The sequence below is a fragment of the Bradyrhizobium sp. NDS-1 genome (assembly GCF_032918005.1).
GTDB lineage: Bacteria > Pseudomonadota > Alphaproteobacteria > Rhizobiales > Xanthobacteraceae > Bradyrhizobium > Bradyrhizobium tunisiense.
Genome location: NZ_CP136628.1, coordinates 5,954,364 through 5,969,283, shown reverse-complemented (window position 1 = coordinate 5,969,283; position 14,920 = coordinate 5,954,364). Strand labels below are relative to the sequence as shown.

Below are 14,920 nucleotides of genomic sequence, written 5' to 3'. Positions count from 1 at the left end.
ATCTCTGTCAAGGTGAGATCAATTGCAGAACATCCGCACATGTGCGTGTGACCGCGACACAGTGCGGCCGTGCCGTGATGGATACGCTGGCTCGGGTTCAGGATCCTGGAAGATACCTTGCAACTGCAAGCGCGCTCGTGCGCGTGCTCCACTCTACTAACGCGATCCGAGACTCGCAGCACCGCATGCGGCGCCTGATTCGCGAGCCTCGGAGAGAACGCGTGCAGCGAGCTCCTGGCCGAGCTGCAGACTTATCGCCCGCCCGAGCCCGAGCCGGAGCCGGCGCTGCCGCCGCCGGCCGGGCTGCCCATGTTGTTGGTGTTGGTGCCGCCGGCCGATGGTTGCTGCGCCCCCTTGCCGTCGCTGGCCTCGTTCTGCATGTTCGACGAACGTCCGGTCGTCATGCCCTTGGTGGCGGGACCTCGCGATGAGGGACCGACATCGCTTTGGCCTGAGGCGCTCGGCGCGGGTTGTGTCTGAGCGACGGCGCCACCGGTTGCAAGCGCCATGATGCATGTGGATGCCAAGATGATCTTCTTCATTGGATTCTCCTTGACTTACATTCCCAGACAATCCGCCTGCGCCAACGACGTTCCTGCCGCTTTGTAGTCACCCGTTCAACTCTATGCGGTCTGACGTCGGGGGTTCCCGATTTCATCGACAGGGGCTATTCAGGATCGTCATTGTTGGTTGAGGAACGACGCATGAGGAAGATTGCCACCCTGGGAGCGGTTCTGCTCTGGTCCACCATCGCCTTCGCGCAGGATCGCACCATCACGGTCGCCTCGACCACGTCGACTGAGCAATCAGGCCTGTTCGGCCATCTGCTGCCGCTGTTCACGAAGGCCGAGGGCATTGGTGTTAAGGTCGTCGCCGTTGGCACCGGCCAGGCGCTGGATATCGGGCGGCGCGGCGATGCCGACGTGGTGTTTGTCCATGACAGGTCCGCCGAAGACAAGTTCATGTCGGAAGGGCAGGGCGTGAAGCGCTTCGACGTCATGTACAACGACTTCGTCATCGTCGGCCCGAAGAGTGATCCCGCAAAGATCGCCGGCGGCAAGGACGTTGCGGACGCGCTGCGCAAGATCGCGGCGGCGGGGGCGCTGTTCATCTCGCGCGGCGACAAGTCCGGCACGCATGCCGCCGAGCTCCGGCTTTGGAAGGAAGCGGGCGTCGACCTCGGCGCGGTAAAGAACGATTGGTATCGGGAGATCGGCCAGGGCATGGGTCCGGCGCTGAACATGGCCTCGTCGTCGAACGCCTATCTTCTGTCGGACCGCGGCACCTGGCTGTCGTTCAAGAACCGCGGCGAACTCGCCGTCCTGACCGAAGGGGACAAGCGGCTGTTCAACCAGTACGGCGTCATGCTGGTGAATCCCGCCACGCATCCGACCGTGAAGGTGAAGGATGGACAGGCCTTCATCGACTGGCTCGTCTCGTCGAAGGGGCAGGAGGCGATCGCCGGGTACAAGGTCGGCGGCGAGCAGCTATTTTTCCCCAACGCGTCCCACTAGCAGGAAGGCGATGGTCGACACTGCCACGCTGAGCGCGAGCAGGATCAGCCCGAGCCCGAGCGCCAGCGGCAGATCGCCCTTGCTGGTCTCCAGCGCGATCGCGGTCGTCATCGTGCGCGTGAAGCCGCGGACGTTGCCGCCGACGATGATGATGGCGCCGACTTCGGCGATGGCGCGCCCGAACGCCGCGAGAAACGCCGTCAGCAGCGAGGTCCGGCCGAGCGCGAACAAAAGCGCCATGCTGCGAAAGGCCGAGAGGCCGTCGATCCGGGCCAGATCGCCATACTCGGCCCACAGCAGGCTCGCGGGCCGGTGCACCAGCGCCACCACGATCGGCGTCGCCAGCAGGGTCTGCGCGATCACCATCGCGGCCGGCGTGAACAACAGTCCGGCCATCCCGAATGGGCCGGACCGCGACAGCAGGAGATAGAGTGCGAGCCCCACTACGACCGGCGGAAGGCCGAGCAGCGCATTGGTGAGGATGATGACAACCTGACGTCCCCGGAAACGGGTGATCGCAAGCAGGGCTCCGAACGGTGCGCCGATCAGGAGCGCGGCGATGCTGGCGGTCAGGCTGACCCGCACCGACAATGCGACGATGCCGAGCAGCTCGGCGTCGGCCTCGGCGATCAGAGAGAGGGCGGAGCCGATGGAGCGTGCAAAGTCGTTCATCCGGCCTCAGGCAACTTCCTTCCGCGAGCCTCGCGCGATGTACGTTCTCGACGTTGCGGCTGCCAAAATCAAGACCCGGGGTGGCGGGCGGAAATCAGGACTGGACGGCGGAGGGCGCCGAGGTCTCAAAACCGGCCTCTGGAGCGTCTGAGGGCGTCGTTTGGAGCCCGTCTGGCGGCTTTATTCCAGCTATGGATGCTTTAAGGAAGGGGCAGGATCAGGTCGCAGCAGCCCGCTGGCGGTGCTAGACCCTGGTGCAGGAACAACAGGCCGTGTCGTGCCGGCGCGGGCCGCAAGGATGAAGGATAAGAGGCAATGATCCAGACCGTTGGCATCATCGGGGCAGGGACCATGGGGAACGGCATCGCGCAAATCTGCGCGGCAGCCGGGCTCTCGGTCGTGATGGTCGACATTTCCGATGCGGCCGTGAATCGCGGGATTTCGACCGTCGGCGGCAGCCTCGAGCGCCTGGTCAAGAAGGAGAAGATGTCGGCGGCCGATCGCGAAGCGACGCTCAAGCGCATCACCGGCACCACCGACCGGGCGAAGCTGTCGGGTTGCGACCTGGTGATCGAGGCCGCGACCGAAAACGAGGAGCTTAAGGTCAAGATCCTGAAGGATCTCTGCGCCACCTTGTCGCCGCGCACGCTGGTGGCGACCAACACCTCGTCGATCTCGATCACCAAGCTTGCCGCTGCGACCGACCGTCCCGACCGTTTCATCGGCATGCACTTCTTCAACCCGGTGCCGGTCATGGCTCTCCTGGAGCTCATCCGCGGCTTGCAGACCTCGGACGACACTCACGCCAAGGCGCTCGATTTCGCCCAGCGGGTCGGCAAGGTGGCGATCACGGCGAAGAATAGCCCGGGCTTTGCCGTCAACCGCATCCTGTGCCCGATGATCAACGAGGCGATCTTCGCGCTTCAGGAGGGGATCGCGACGGCGGAAGAAATCGACGCCGGCATGAAGCTCGGCTGCAACCATCCGATCGGGCCGCTGGCTCTGGCCGACCTGGTCGGGCTCGACACCATGCTTTCGGTGATGGAGGTCTTCTACAAGGGCTTCAACGACCCTAAATATCGGCCAGCGCCACTGCTGAAAGAGATGGTCGATGCCGGCCATCTCGGTCGCAAGACCGGGCAGGGCTTCTACACCTATAGCGCCTGACCAGGGCGTCGGCGGCGGGCCTTTGGCGTCCGCCGCCGGATTCCGCACTTTGCGCTGCGACAAAGATGCCGCGCGCAATTGGCCCGACAATGTCGAATGGGCGGCCCGCGGAAACAACGGAACGGATAACGAAGGACATGTCGGATCGATTGAAGGCCGAGCGCGAGGCGGCGGCCGCACGGCGGAACGTGCTGACCCAGGATGCGATCGAGCGAACCGGGATCACCGAGGAAATGATCGGGGAACTCGTCACTCGCTTCTACGGGCGCGTGCGCGAAGATGCGCGGCTGGGGCCGGTGTTTGGGGTGGTAGAGGACTGGGACGAGCATCTGGCCAAGCTCAGGGATTTCTGGTCCTCGGTCGTGCTGATGAGCGGCCGTTATCACGGCTCGCCGATGCGGGCACATCTGCCGCTGAGCCTGGTGGGCGATCATTTCGACCGCTGGCTCGATCTGTTCGAGCAGACCGCGCGCGAGGTCTGCCCACCGCCGGCGGCTGCGCTGTTCATCGACAAGGCACGTCGCATCGCCGACAGTTTTGAAATGGCATCGGCAACCGTCGCCGGTTCTATCGCCGCGCCGCGTCACGTGCTCAGGTCCTGACGCGACGGACGGCCCCGCAAGCTATGCGGATATAATTTGCGCAGCGCGGCGGAGAGCGCGCTGCACCAATTCCGGCGTTATCGGTCTGATCTGCAAAATTATCATGCCGGTCGCGCGGCGTAACGTTGAAACTGTGAAAACACGTTTGAATGCGTTCATCGTTGTTCAATCAAAGCGAGCAAAGCCATATTGATGCGCTGCGGCGCCAACTCCTCGCCTTTTTTTCGGCAGAGTTCCAGCGCCTGCTTGTGGCATGTCTCGCTCATCACTCACGACCCATTCCTCATCATCCGAGAGCATCACGGAACCCGAAGCCGGCGCTTGCCACGAGCAGACGCGGCGAACGGTCCTGCTCGGTGCAATCGCCACCACCGCCTGCCTAGGTTGTTCCGCGCATGCGCGCGCGAATGAGGAGCCGCCTGGCTCCGACGAACGGCCCCAGAAAGGCGATGTGCTCGTCTTCTCTGAAGGCGACAAGGAAGGAAAGCTCATCACCGCGGCCGACCTGCCTGCTGGCGGACCGCCGGTGCATGCCTGGCCGAAGGATCCCAAGACACAGGTGGTGCGCAGCGCCTCGCGGCTCAACGAGATCCTGATCATCAGGCTCGATCCCGCCGAACTCGACGAGAAAACGCGCGCGCGCGCCGTCGACGGCATCATCGCTTATTCGGCGATCTGCGCTCATGCCGGCTGCCCTGTCACCGCTTGGGTGAAGAGCGATGTCGGCGACAAGGAGGTGTTCAAGTGCATGTGCCACAACTCCGAATTCGACCCTCGCGCCGGCGCGCAGGTCGTGTTCGGACCGGCGCCGCGACGGCTCGCAGCGCTGCCGCTGGCGCTCGCTGACGGTTCGCTCAGCGTCGCCGGCAACTTCATCGGAAAGGTAGGTGGCGCGCAACCAGGATGACGGGCGGTGCGGGCCGTGCCCGCGTCAGGAAAGGCCGCATCCGCCGATGGGCGGACGACGGGACGAGCGACAAGAATTCAAAACAAGAATTCACGACAAGAATTCGAACGGATGAAAAAGGGGAACGTCCATGACCAGGAAGCAATGGTTACTGTCCGGCTTCGTCGCCTTTACGTGTCTTGCCTCGACCGCCGCCGTGTGCGGCCCGATCGAGAATTATTCTCCGGTCTCGGCGCAGCGCCTGGAAAATCCGGAGCCAAACAACTGGATGCTCTATCGGCGTACCTATGACGGGCAGGGCTACAGCCCGCTCGACCAGATCAACACCTCGAACGTGAAGAACCTCACGCCGGTCTGGACTTTTTCCACCGGTGTGGTCGAAGGCCATCAGGCGCCACCGATCGTCAACAATGGCGCGATGTTCGTGACGACTCCGATGGGACAGGTGATCGCGCTGAACGCGAAGACCGGCGACGAATACTGGCGCTACAAGCGGCAGCTCCCTGACGATCTGTTCCAGCTGCATCCGACCAATCGGGGCGTCGGCCTGTGGGAAGACAAGCTTTACCTCGCCACCACGGACGACCACGTGGTCGCGCTCGATGCCAAGACCGGCAAGGTGGTGTGGGACACCAAGGTGCAGGACTACAGGAAGGGTCAGTACTTGACCCTGATGCCGTTGATCGTCGATGGCAAGGTCATCGTCGGTGGCTCCGGCGGTGAGTTCGGCGTACGCGGCTATATCGTGGCTTATGATGCAAAGAGCGGCAAGGAGCTTTGGCGGACCTACACCATCCCCGGCGAAGGCGAGCCCGGTCACGATACCTGGCAGGGCGACGACTGGAAGAACGGCGGCGGGTCGGCCTGGATGACCGGCAATTACGACAAGGAGACCAAGACGATCTATTGGGGCATCGGCAACGCGGCGCCATGGCCCGGCGAAACCCATCCCGGCGACAATCTCTATACTGCATCGGTGCTCGCGCTCGATCCCGACAGCGGCAAGATCAAGACCTATTTCCAATACCACCAGAACGATTCCTGGGATTGGGACGAGGTCGATGCGCCGATGCTGATTGATCTGCAACGCAACGGTCGCAACATCAAGAGCCTGGTCCATCCGGGACGCGACGCGATCTTCTGGGTGCTCGAGCGGACGCCGACCAAGATCAACTATGTCGCCGGCTGGCCGTTCGTCTACACCGACGTCTGGAAGGGCATCGACGAGAGCGGCAAGCCGATCGTCGATCCCGCGCACAAGCCGGTGATCGGCAAGCGCGTCGAGTTCTGTCCGTCGCTGTGGGGCGGCAAGGACTGGCCGTCAGCCGCCTACAGCCAGAGGACCGGCCTCGTCTACGTGCCGGCCAATGAGAACTTTTGCGGCGGGTTCACCGGCGAGAAGCTCCCGCTCAAGCCGGGCGAGCTCTGGCTTGGCACCAAGCCGGAAGACATCGGCCTGACGACGAGGCCGGGCGCGGATCATTTCGGCGAGCTCCAGGCCTGGGACCCCGTCACGGGCAAGAAGGTCTGGCAGCACAACTTCCCCAAGTCGCAGCTGTTCGGATCGGTCACGGCGACGGCGGGCGATCTCGTCTTCGTCGGCGGCACCAACGACCGCTACTTCCGAGCCTTCCACGCCAAGACCGGCGAGCTTCTGTGGGAACAGAAGACCAACTCCGGCATCGTTGGCATGCCGGTGTCCTATGAGATCGACGGCACGCAGTACATCGCGATCCAGTCGGGTTGGGGCGTGGACGCACAGCGCATCCAGGATGCACTCGTGACCAACAATATCGGTATCGAGGCCAACGTGCCGCAGGGCGGCGTCGTCTGGGTATTCGCGCTGAAGAAATAGCTCCGCGGGCGGATCGAAAGAGGCGGAGCAGCAGGGGGGTGGCGAATGCGGCGGACGGTAACGTCCGCCGCATTTCTGCATGTGCCCTTGCCGTGCAGGCGCCAAGCCTATTTCCCGGAGCGCTCGACCTTGTCCTTTTCCTTCTGGTTCATCTCACGAATCTTGGGATCCGGATTGTGCTGCCCGGTGGTCTGGGTGGTCGAGGCGGGCGGGGCGCTGGCATTGGGAAGCGAGTTCTGGTCCGGCGCGGTGGGGCGCGTCGCCGTGGTCGGCGGCGTCGTATTGCTCTGCGCGAATGCGCCGGAGGCCGTCAGAAGAAAGGCGCCCGACAGCAACGAGACTGCGAGCGCCCTGGAGATGTTGATCATCGATCTGCTCCTGTCAGATCGATGGAAACGGCGCGAGGCCGCTTCTGTTCCGTCTCACGCCTCCAGTTGCTTGCCGATCGGAAGCGAGCGGATACGTTTTCCCGTCGCGGCGAAGATCGCGTTGATCAGCGCGGGTGCGAATGGCGGCACGCCGGGCTCACCGACGCCGCTGGGCGGCGTGTCCGGCCCAGGCGGCACGATGTAGACGTTCGTCACCACGGGGGAGTCATCCATCCTGACGACCTGGAAGTCGTCGAAGTTCTTCTGTTGGACCTTGCCGTCCTTGAAGGTGATCTCGCCGTATTTGGCGAGGCTCAGCCCCATGATCGCGGCGCCCTCGATCTGCGAGGCGATTCGCTCGGGGTTGACATAGGTACCGCAATCGATCGCCGTGTCGACCCGCGGCACCGTCAACTTGCCCTTGTCATCGACCGCGACCTCGACGATGGTCGCGATGTAGCTGACGAAGCTGCGGTGCACGGCGATGCCGAGACCGTGGCCCTTCGGCACCTTCCGGCCCCACTCACCCTTCTCGGCCACCAACTCGACCACCTTGCGCAGACGCGCGGTATCGATCGGGTAGCTGTCCTGGGGCTCACCGTAGTTCCAGAGATCCTTCACCTCGGGCTTGACGATGCGCGGGCTGCCAATCAGGGCGAGGAGTGTCTCCTTCTGGTCGCGGCCGGTCGCCTGCGCGATCTCGCTGACCATCGATTGCACCGCGAAGGCGCGCGGGATGTTCGAGACCGAGCGGAACCAGCCGATGCGGGTGAACGCCGCAGCTTCCGGATTCTCGCAGGAGATGTTGGCGATCTCGAACGGCATGTCGACGAGGCCCATGCCGATCTCGAAGGGCGCCTGGTGTACGGTCCCGGCAGCGAACGTCGAGGCGATGCTGGGGGCCACGCTGCGATGGCGCCAGGCGATCACCTTGCCGCTCTTGTCCAGACCTGCCTCGATCCGCTCGACCGAGACCGTATGCAGGAAGCCGTTATGGAGGTCGTCCTCGCGCGTCCACTGCACCTTCACCGGTGCTCCGAGCTCTTTCGAGAGCAGCGCGGCCTCGATCGCAAAGTCGCATTTCGACTTGCGCCCGAATCCGCCACCCAGCAGCGTGACGTTGACCGTCACGTTGGCCTCCGGAATGCCGAGCGTCTTGGCGACGTCCTCGCGGGTGCCGCCCGGACTCTGCACCGGCGCCCAGATCTCCGCCTTGTCGCCCTTGACGTCGGCGACTGCGACCGGCGGCTCCATGGCGACGTGGGCGAGATGGGGAAGATAGTATTCGCCGACGATCACCTTGTCGGCGCTCTTCAAGGCGGCGTCCGCATCGCCCTCCTTGCGCAGGACGAGGCCGGGCTTGCGCGAGGCCTCCTCGAGCTCCTTGCGATAGGCGACCGAGTCGTATTTGCCGTTGGGACCGTCGTCCCAAGTCAGCTTCAGCGCATCGCGGCCCTTGATCGCCGCGCCGGTGTTGCGCGCGATCACGGCGACGCCGCCGAGCGGCTGGAACTTGGACGGCCACGGCCAGCCGCGCACCTGCATCACCTTCTCGACGCCGGGCACTTTCAGTGCCGCCTCCGGCTCGAACTTGACCAGCTTGCCGCCGGTTACAGGCGGGCGGGCGATCACGGCATATTTCATGCCGGGCAGCCGCACGTCGGCGCCGTAATGCGCCTTGCCGGTGGTGATGTCGTGGAGATCGACGATGCCGATCTGGCCCTTGCCGAGATAGCGGAAGTTCTTGGGGTCCTTCAGCTTGAGGCCCTCGATGCTGGGCACCGATTCCTTGGCTGCGTCGGCAGCCAGCTCGCCGAAGCCGAGCTTACGCCCGCTGGCGCTGTGGACGACCTCGTGATTGACGGCCTTGACCTCGGTCGCCGGTACGCCCCAGCGCTTCGCAGCCGCCTGCTCCAGCATGGTGCGGGCAGAGGCGCCGATCTGCCGCATCGGGATCAGATAGTGCCGCGTGCTGCGCGAGCCGTCGGTGTCCTGATTGCCGAACTTCACCTCGTCGCCGTGGGCCTGCTGAACCTTGACCTTGGACCAGTCGGCCTCCATCTCCTCAGCCACGATCAGCGGCAGGCTGGTGCGCACGCCGGTGCCCATTTCCGAACGATGCCCGACGATGGTCACGATGCCGTCCGGGGCGACCGAAACGAATACGCGCGGATCGACCACGACGCCGTGCGGCATCTTTCCCGCACCGGTCTCATAGGCAAGCGCCTGGCGCGACATCACGGGGGCTGCGAGCACGAAGCCGCCGGTGATGCCGAGACCCTTCAGGATGCTGCGGCGCGAGACCTTCTCGACCCTGATGTTCTTTTCGAAGCCGCGAAGCTTGCTGGGGTTGTCGATGAAGTTCATGTCACACTCCCGTCGATGCGAGATGGACGGCGTTCTCGATGCGCTGGTAGCAGCCGCAACGGCAGATGTTGCCGGCCATCCCTTCGCGGATCTGGTCGTGCGAAGGTTTCGGGTTGTCCATCAGGAGGGCTGCCGCCTGCATGATCTGGCCGGCCTGGCAGAAGCCGCATTGCGGCACGTTGACCTGCCGCCAGGCTTTCTGCACCGGATGATCGCCGGTCGGATGCAGCCCTTCGATCGTGGTGATCTCACGCCCGGCGACGTCGTTGACCGACGTGATGCAGGCGCGCACCGCCTGCTTGTCGACGATGACGGTGCAGGCGCCGCACAGGGCCTGGCCACAGCCGTATTTGGTGCCGGTCAACCCGGCCTCGTCGCGCAGGAACCAGAGTAGCGGGAGATCCGGGTCGCCGTCCCAGCTCTGTTCCTGGCCGTTGATCTTCACCTTGATCATGATCATCCCTCACTCTTCATAAGTATGCCAAATTTAGAACTGGCCGACGCCAGTCGGCGCAATGCCAGTTGCGTCGTCTCGTCACATTCCGGCCCACGATCCGGCACGGGCAGATCCCGGCACGAGGCAGGAACGCGAATCTCGATGTTCAGATGGGTGTTCGATACCTCCCGTTTTTGTTCTTAATTGATTGTATTTCGCGCGGCATCGTGACGACGCGATCGTAACAGAGGTCGCGCCGTCCCGGCGTTCACAGCCGGGTGTTCTCAGCGGGAAAAGATTGCATCGATGATTTGTCAAAAGCAGGGCGCGTGATCGCGCCGCTCGTCCGCGCTCGTCGCAGCCAGGGGGACGAAAAAAGCTTCGTCCGCCAGAAGATTGCGCGGACGAAGCAGGATGCCTCAGTCGAGGGAGGGAGAAACACAGGGCCGGGTCTTCAAGACGGAAGGTGGCGGCGCTGCGCAGTCATTCAGAAGACCAGGACTGAGGGAGCTCGTCACCCTCGTATACGCGCAAGTTGCGGAGGCGGCGGCATCGCTGCAATCGCCCCCGGGGCCGGGGCCCGTCCGGTTCGCTGGCGCTGGTCGAGGCCGGCGATCGGACGGGGTCGGCGAACGTCAGGCAGCCTTGCTCAGGCGGCTTTGGCCTTGGCGACGTGGGTCGCGATCGCATCCATGAGCGCTGGCGACAGGCAATCATAGGGCTCGAGCCCGATTTCCTTCAGCCGCGAACGGATGCCCGTCATCTGCTCCGGCTTCACGCCGGCTTCGATCACCGAGGAGACGAAGGCGGCGAATTGTGGCGCCTGCGAGCCCTGTTCCTGGAACAGCTCGGGATGGATGAAGTCGAGGCCGTAGAACGGATGGCCCGTGTTCTCGATGCGGCCATACATGTGCGTGCCGCATGCCTTGCACGCGTGGCGCTGGATCACCGCGGAGGCATCGACAACCTGGAGCTTGTCGCCGTTCTCGAGCACCGTGACGTTCTGGCGCGGCACCACGGCGACGACGGAGAACGTCGCGCCCTGCGGCTTCCAGCACTTGGTGCAGCCGCAGGCGTGGTTATGCGCGACATCGCCCTTGATGCCGACCTTGACTTGGTGGTCCTTGCATTTGCAGACCAGCGTGCCGCCGGCGAAGCTGCCGCTGCCCTGTTTGAGGCCATTGTCGATCGAGGGATGGAGTGCAACAGTCATGGGTCGATCCTCCTTGGGGGGTGACGCTTTCGAGCTAGAACACGACGACTGAACGGATGGATTTGCCCTCGTGCATGAGGTCAAAGCCCTTGTTGATCTCCTCGAGCTTGAGCACGTGGGTGATCATCGGATCGATCTGGATCTTTCCGTTCATGTACCAGTCGACGATCTTCGGCACGTCGGTGCGGCCGCGCGCGCCGCCGAAGGCGGTGCCGCGCCAGTTGCGTCCGGTGACGAGCTGGAACGGGCGGGTGGCGATCTCCTTGCCTGACTCGGCAACGCCGATGATGATCGAGGTGCCCCAGCCGCGATGGCAGGCTTCCAGCGCCTGGCGCATCACCGTGGTGTTGCCCGTGCAATCGAAAGTGTAGTCGGCACCGCCGTCGGTGAGGCCGACGAGATGCTGGACGATGTCGCCGGTGACCTTCTTGGGGTTGACGAATTCGGTCATGCCGAACCTGCGGCCCCAATCCTCCTTGGCGTCGTTGATGTCGACGCCGATGATCTTGTCGGCGCCGGCCATCTTGGCGCCCTGGATCACGTTGAGGCCGATGCCGCCGAGGCCGAACACGACCACGTTGGAGCCCGGCGTGACCTTCGCGGTGTTGACGACGGCGCCGACGCCCGTGGTGACGCCACAGCCGATGTAGCAGCTCTTGTCGAAGGGGGCGTCCTCGCGGATCTTGGCGACCGCGATCTCCGGCAGCACGGTGAAGTTCGAGAAGGTCGAGCAGCCCATGTAGTGGTAGACCGGCTTGCCCTTGTAGGAAAAGCGGCTGGTGCCGTCGGGCATCACGCCCTTGCCTTGCGTCGCGCGGATCGCGGTGCAGAGATTGGTCTTCTGGCTGAGGCAGCTTTTGCACTGCCGGCATTCCGGCGTGTAGAGCGGGATGACGTGGTCGCCCGGCTTCACCGAGCTCACGCCGGGACCGATCTCGCGGATAATGCCTGCACCCTCATGTCCCAGGATCGACGGGAAGATTCCCTCGCTGTCGAACCCATCGAGCGTATAGGCGTCGGTATGGCAGATGCCCGTTGCCTTGATCTCGACCAGGACTTCGCCGGCCTTCGGTCCTTCCAGGTCGACCTCGACGATCTCGAGCGGCTTCTTGGCTTCGAAAGCAACGGCGGCACGTGTCTTCATCGTAAGCTCCTCAAATTCTCATAGGACGCCAGGACGTCGTCTCGGCAATCCCGGCAACGTTCACTTATTGCCCATGCAGGCGTCTTCCGCCTTGGTGTACTCCGGTGTCTTGTCTTCCTTCTTGGCGGGACGCTGCCGGCCCCAAGCTTCGGTGGAGCGGGCGCGCAGATAGACGTAGAGATCGTCCATGTAGCAGGCGACGTTCGGGTTGTCGCCGAAGGCAGGCATGACGTTCTCCTGCGCGGTCGAGATGTTCTTGCGACCGGAGGCGATTACGCCGATGAAGTCGCCATAGCTCATCGACTTGACGGAATCCTTGAGCGCCGGCGCGTAGGTCGAGCCCATGCCGTCGGGGCCATGGCAGACATGGCAGTCGGAGTGATAGCGGCGGTATCCGGAATAGGTGAACCAGTCCACGGTGCCGTCGGCCGAAATCTTGTAGGTCGGTGTTCCTTCCTTATCGAGCCACTTTCCGTCGTCTTCCTTCTTCACGGCGGTCGGGTCGCCCGGACCGTCCGCGACCGCAAATCCTCCGGACGCAACCAGAATCGTCGCAGCAATGACAGAGCAGATTTTACGCAAGAGATTCATCCTCGAAGGAGCCCGGGGGGACGAGCCGGCGCGTGGAGTTAATCCACGCGCCGGAGCGATGCTGATGGGGCCTAGTTGTTCGGCAGCGAGAACACGGTCAGCGTACCGCCGAGTGCCGTGTAGTTGCTGAGAGCCGCATAGCCACCGACTGCGCCGAGACCTGCGGTCGGATCGGTCAGACCCGCCGCCAGACCGATGCCGGCCCAGCCGCCGACGCCGGAGAGTACTGCGACATACTGCTTGCCGCCGTTCTCATAGGTCGTGACGTTGCCGATGATGCCGGAGGGAGTCTTGAACTTGTAGAGCTCCTTGCCGGTCTTGGCGTCGACCGCCTTCAGGTAGCCTTCGAGCGTGCCGTAGAACACCACGCCACCGGCGGTAGCGAGCGCACCCGACCAGACCGAGAACTGCTCCTTGTTCGACCAGACGATCTTGCCGGTCTTGCCGTCCCAGGCGATGAAGTTGCCCATGTGGGTTTCACCCTGCGGCGGATACATCGAGAGCGTCGCACCCACATAGGGCTGGCCCGCGGTGTAGCTCACCTTGAACGGCTCGTAGTCCATGCAGACGTGGTTGGTCGGAACGTAGAACAGCTGCGTGTCCGGCGAGTAGGCCGCCGGCTGCTCGTCCTTGGTGCCGAGCGCGGCCGGGCAGATGCCCTTCGTGTTCTTGTCCTCTCCGCCAGCTTCCGTCGAGTACTGGGTGACCACCTTCGGACGGCCGTAGGTCGGGGAGTTCTTGTCCATGTCGACGCCAGAGGTCCAGTTCACCTTCGGATCGTACTTTTCGGCGACCAGCAGTTCGCCCGTCGCGCGGTCCATGGTGTAGGCGAGGCCGTTTCGGTCGAAATGCGTCAGCAGCTTGCGCGGCTGGCCGTTGATCGACTGATCCGAGAGGATCATTTCGTTGACGCCGTCATAGTCCCATTCGTCATGAGGCGTCATCTGGTAGACCCACTTGGCCATTCCGGTGTCCGGATTGCGCGCGAAGATCGTCATTGACCATTTGTTGTCACCAGGACGCTGCTTGGGATTCCAGGTCGAGGGATTGCCCGATCCGTAATAGACAAGGTTCAGCTCCGGATCGTAGGAGATCCAGCCCCAGGTGGCGCCGCCGCCGATCTTCCACTGATCGCCTTGCCAGGTCTTGAGGCTCGAGTCCTTGCCGATGGGCTTACCGAGCGCAGTGGTCTTCTCGGGGTCGACCAGGATCTGGTCATCCGGGCCTCCCGAGTATCCGCGCCAGACCTGCTTGCCGGTCTTGATGTCGTAGGCGGTCATATGGGCCTGAACGCCGAACTCGCCGCCGGAGATGCCGACCAGCACCTTGTCCTTTACGACCAGCGCTGCCGATGTGCCGGTCTCGCCTTTGCCGGGATCGCCGTTCTTGGCGGACCATGCAACCTGACCAGTCTTGGCATCGAGCGCGACGAGGGTGGTGTCGGCCTGATGCAGGAAGATCTTGCCGTCGCCGTAGGCCAGGCCACGGTTAACGGTGTCGCAGCACATCACCGGAATGACGTTCGGATCCTGCTTCGGCTCGTACTTCCAGATGATCTTGTTCTCCTGCGAAAGGTCAAGAGCGTAGACCTTGTTCGGGAACGGCGTATGGACGTACATGATGTTGCCGATGATCAGCGGACCGCCTTCGTGGCCGCGCAGCACGCCGGTGGAGAAGGTCCAGGCAACCTGGAGCTTGCCTACATTCTGTGCGGTGATCTGGTTGAGCTTGGAATAGCGGGTGTTGGCGTAGTCGCCCGCCGGCATTACCCAGTCTTTCGGGTTCTGCGACATCTTGATCAGCTCGTCATTGGCTGAGGCGCTCCCGACGGCGAGAGCCGCCGCTGAGCCAAGAAAGGTCGCCAGTAGCACCTTGCGCATAGTTATTCCTCCGTTGGTCTCGTTTATTGTTTCCGAAGCAATGCTCAATCGCCGGGCTTCTCGTCCGGCGTCTGCTCGTGCAGGGCGGTCACGATTGGGACCAGAAACGATGCTGTGCTGTTTCCTCCTCCTGATGAGAGCCACGGGTCCACGTGCAGGAGCGGCCCGTTCTTGTTGTTCCTGCCGCAATCCCTAACGACTTCG

General features: G+C 63.5%; 14 protein-coding genes. 5 read left to right on the top strand and 9 right to left on the bottom strand.

All coding sequences use genetic code 11. The annotated features are described in order from the left end of the window. Positions 1-251: 251 nt before the first annotated feature. Positions 252-542, bottom strand: a complete 291-nt coding sequence (locus tag RX330_RS27810) for a hypothetical protein (RefSeq protein ID WP_317240590.1) — start codon at positions 540-542, stop codon at positions 252-254. A gap of 162 nt (positions 543-704) precedes the next feature. On the opposite strand from RX330_RS27810, the gene RX330_RS27805 reads away from it, so the two are divergent. Continuing rightward, positions 705-1,514 carry a substrate-binding domain-containing protein gene (locus tag RX330_RS27805; RefSeq protein ID WP_317240589.1) on the top strand — a complete coding sequence of 270 codons (810 nt, stop codon included), beginning with the start codon at positions 705-707 and terminating at the stop codon, positions 1,512-1,514. Here RX330_RS27805 and RX330_RS27800 read toward each other — a convergent pair. Then, positions 1,488-2,186: an ABC transporter permease gene (locus tag RX330_RS27800; RefSeq protein WP_212080985.1), complete on the bottom strand. Its 699-nt coding sequence runs from the start codon at positions 2,184-2,186 to the stop codon at positions 1,488-1,490. The two genes, RX330_RS27805 and RX330_RS27800, sit on opposite strands and share 27 nt — an antisense overlap. Positions 2,187-2,501: 315 nt before the next feature. Here RX330_RS27800 and RX330_RS27795 point away from each other — a divergent pair, with 315 nt between their 5' ends. The 4 genes from RX330_RS27795 (at position 2,502) to RX330_RS27780 (ending at position 6,717) form a co-directional block, all read left to right on the top strand. Further along, positions 2,502-3,353, top strand: a complete 852-nt coding sequence (locus tag RX330_RS27795) for a 3-hydroxybutyryl-CoA dehydrogenase (RefSeq protein ID WP_212080986.1) — start codon at positions 2,502-2,504, stop codon at positions 3,351-3,353. A 137-nt stretch (positions 3,354-3,490) separates the two neighbouring features. Next, positions 3,491-3,955, top strand: coding sequence for a group III truncated hemoglobin (locus tag RX330_RS27790; protein WP_317240588.1), 465 nt, complete (start codon positions 3,491-3,493; stop codon positions 3,953-3,955). A 253-nt stretch (positions 3,956-4,208) separates the two neighbouring features. Continuing rightward, positions 4,209-4,862 carry a ubiquinol-cytochrome c reductase iron-sulfur subunit gene (locus tag RX330_RS27785; protein ID WP_317240587.1) on the top strand — a complete coding sequence of 218 codons (654 nt, stop codon included), beginning with the start codon at positions 4,209-4,211 and terminating at the stop codon, positions 4,860-4,862. A gap of 130 nt (positions 4,863-4,992) precedes the next feature. Further along, positions 4,993-6,717: a methanol/ethanol family PQQ-dependent dehydrogenase gene (locus tag RX330_RS27780; RefSeq protein ID WP_317240586.1), complete on the top strand. Its 1,725-nt coding sequence runs from the start codon at positions 4,993-4,995 to the stop codon at positions 6,715-6,717. A 107-nt stretch (positions 6,718-6,824) separates the two neighbouring features. Here the strand turns inward: RX330_RS27780 and RX330_RS27775 are convergent, their stop codons facing one another. The 7 genes from RX330_RS27775 to xoxF5 form a co-directional block, all read right to left on the bottom strand. After that, positions 6,825-7,085, bottom strand: coding sequence for a hypothetical protein (locus RX330_RS27775; protein ID WP_212080990.1), 261 nt, complete (start codon positions 7,083-7,085; stop codon positions 6,825-6,827). 54 nt (positions 7,086-7,139) lie between these two features. Continuing rightward, positions 7,140-9,452 (bottom strand): xanthine dehydrogenase family protein molybdopterin-binding subunit, encoded by a 2,313-nt coding sequence (locus tag RX330_RS27770; protein WP_317240585.1) that lies wholly within the window; start codon positions 9,450-9,452, stop codon positions 7,140-7,142. 1 nt (position 9,453) lies between these two features. Beyond that, positions 9,454-9,906, bottom strand: coding sequence for a (2Fe-2S)-binding protein (locus RX330_RS27765; RefSeq protein WP_212081837.1), 453 nt, complete (start codon positions 9,904-9,906; stop codon positions 9,454-9,456). A gap of 631 nt (positions 9,907-10,537) precedes the next feature. After that, positions 10,538-11,101 carry an S-(hydroxymethyl)glutathione synthase gene (gene gfa / locus RX330_RS27760; protein ID WP_212080992.1) on the bottom strand — a complete coding sequence of 188 codons (564 nt, stop codon included), beginning with the start codon at positions 11,099-11,101 and terminating at the stop codon, positions 10,538-10,540. A gap of 34 nt (positions 11,102-11,135) precedes the next feature. Beyond that, positions 11,136-12,245 (bottom strand): S-(hydroxymethyl)glutathione dehydrogenase/class III alcohol dehydrogenase, encoded by a 1,110-nt coding sequence (locus tag RX330_RS27755; RefSeq protein WP_317240584.1) that lies wholly within the window; start codon positions 12,243-12,245, stop codon positions 11,136-11,138. Between the two features lie 60 nt (positions 12,246-12,305). Further along, complete coding sequence (locus RX330_RS27750) at positions 12,306-12,836, bottom strand: c-type cytochrome, methanol metabolism-related (protein ID WP_249153027.1); 531 nt, start codon at positions 12,834-12,836, stop codon at positions 12,306-12,308. A gap of 71 nt (positions 12,837-12,907) precedes the next feature. Beyond that, positions 12,908-14,716: a lanthanide-dependent methanol dehydrogenase XoxF5 gene (gene xoxF5, locus RX330_RS27745; protein ID WP_212080994.1), complete on the bottom strand. Its 1,809-nt coding sequence runs from the start codon at positions 14,714-14,716 to the stop codon at positions 12,908-12,910. Positions 14,717-14,920: the final 204 nt, after the last annotated feature.

Coding starts and splice junctions, on each gene's coding strand:
- RX330_RS27810 (WP_317240590.1), bottom strand. CDS start 542: ATGAAGAAGATCATCTTGGCATCCACATGCATCATGGCGCTTGCAACC.
- RX330_RS27805 (WP_317240589.1), top strand. CDS start 705: ATGAGGAAGATTGCCACCCTGGGAGCGGTTCTGCTCTGGTCCACCATC.
- RX330_RS27800 (WP_212080985.1), bottom strand. CDS start 2,186: ATGAACGACTTTGCACGCTCCATCGGCTCCGCCCTCTCTCTGATCGCC.
- RX330_RS27795 (WP_212080986.1), top strand. CDS start 2,502: ATGATCCAGACCGTTGGCATCATCGGGGCAGGGACCATGGGGAACGGC.
- RX330_RS27790 (WP_317240588.1), top strand. CDS start 3,491: ATGTCGGATCGATTGAAGGCCGAGCGCGAGGCGGCGGCCGCACGGCGG.
- RX330_RS27785 (WP_317240587.1), top strand. CDS start 4,209: ATGTCTCGCTCATCACTCACGACCCATTCCTCATCATCCGAGAGCATC.
- RX330_RS27780 (WP_317240586.1), top strand. CDS start 4,993: ATGACCAGGAAGCAATGGTTACTGTCCGGCTTCGTCGCCTTTACGTGT.
- RX330_RS27775 (WP_212080990.1), bottom strand. CDS start 7,085: ATGATCAACATCTCCAGGGCGCTCGCAGTCTCGTTGCTGTCGGGCGCC.
- RX330_RS27770 (WP_317240585.1), bottom strand. CDS start 9,452: ATGAACTTCATCGACAACCCCAGCAAGCTTCGCGGCTTCGAAAAGAAC.
- RX330_RS27765 (WP_212081837.1), bottom strand. CDS start 9,906: ATGATCAAGGTGAAGATCAACGGCCAGGAACAGAGCTGGGACGGCGAC.
- gfa (WP_212080992.1), bottom strand. CDS start 11,101: ATGACTGTTGCACTCCATCCCTCGATCGACAATGGCCTCAAACAGGGC.
- RX330_RS27755 (WP_317240584.1), bottom strand. CDS start 12,245: ATGAAGACACGTGCCGCCGTTGCTTTCGAAGCCAAGAAGCCGCTCGAG.
- RX330_RS27750 (WP_249153027.1), bottom strand. CDS start 12,836: ATGAATCTCTTGCGTAAAATCTGCTCTGTCATTGCTGCGACGATTCTG.
- xoxF5 (WP_212080994.1), bottom strand. CDS start 14,716: ATGCGCAAGGTGCTACTGGCGACCTTTCTTGGCTCAGCGGCGGCTCTC.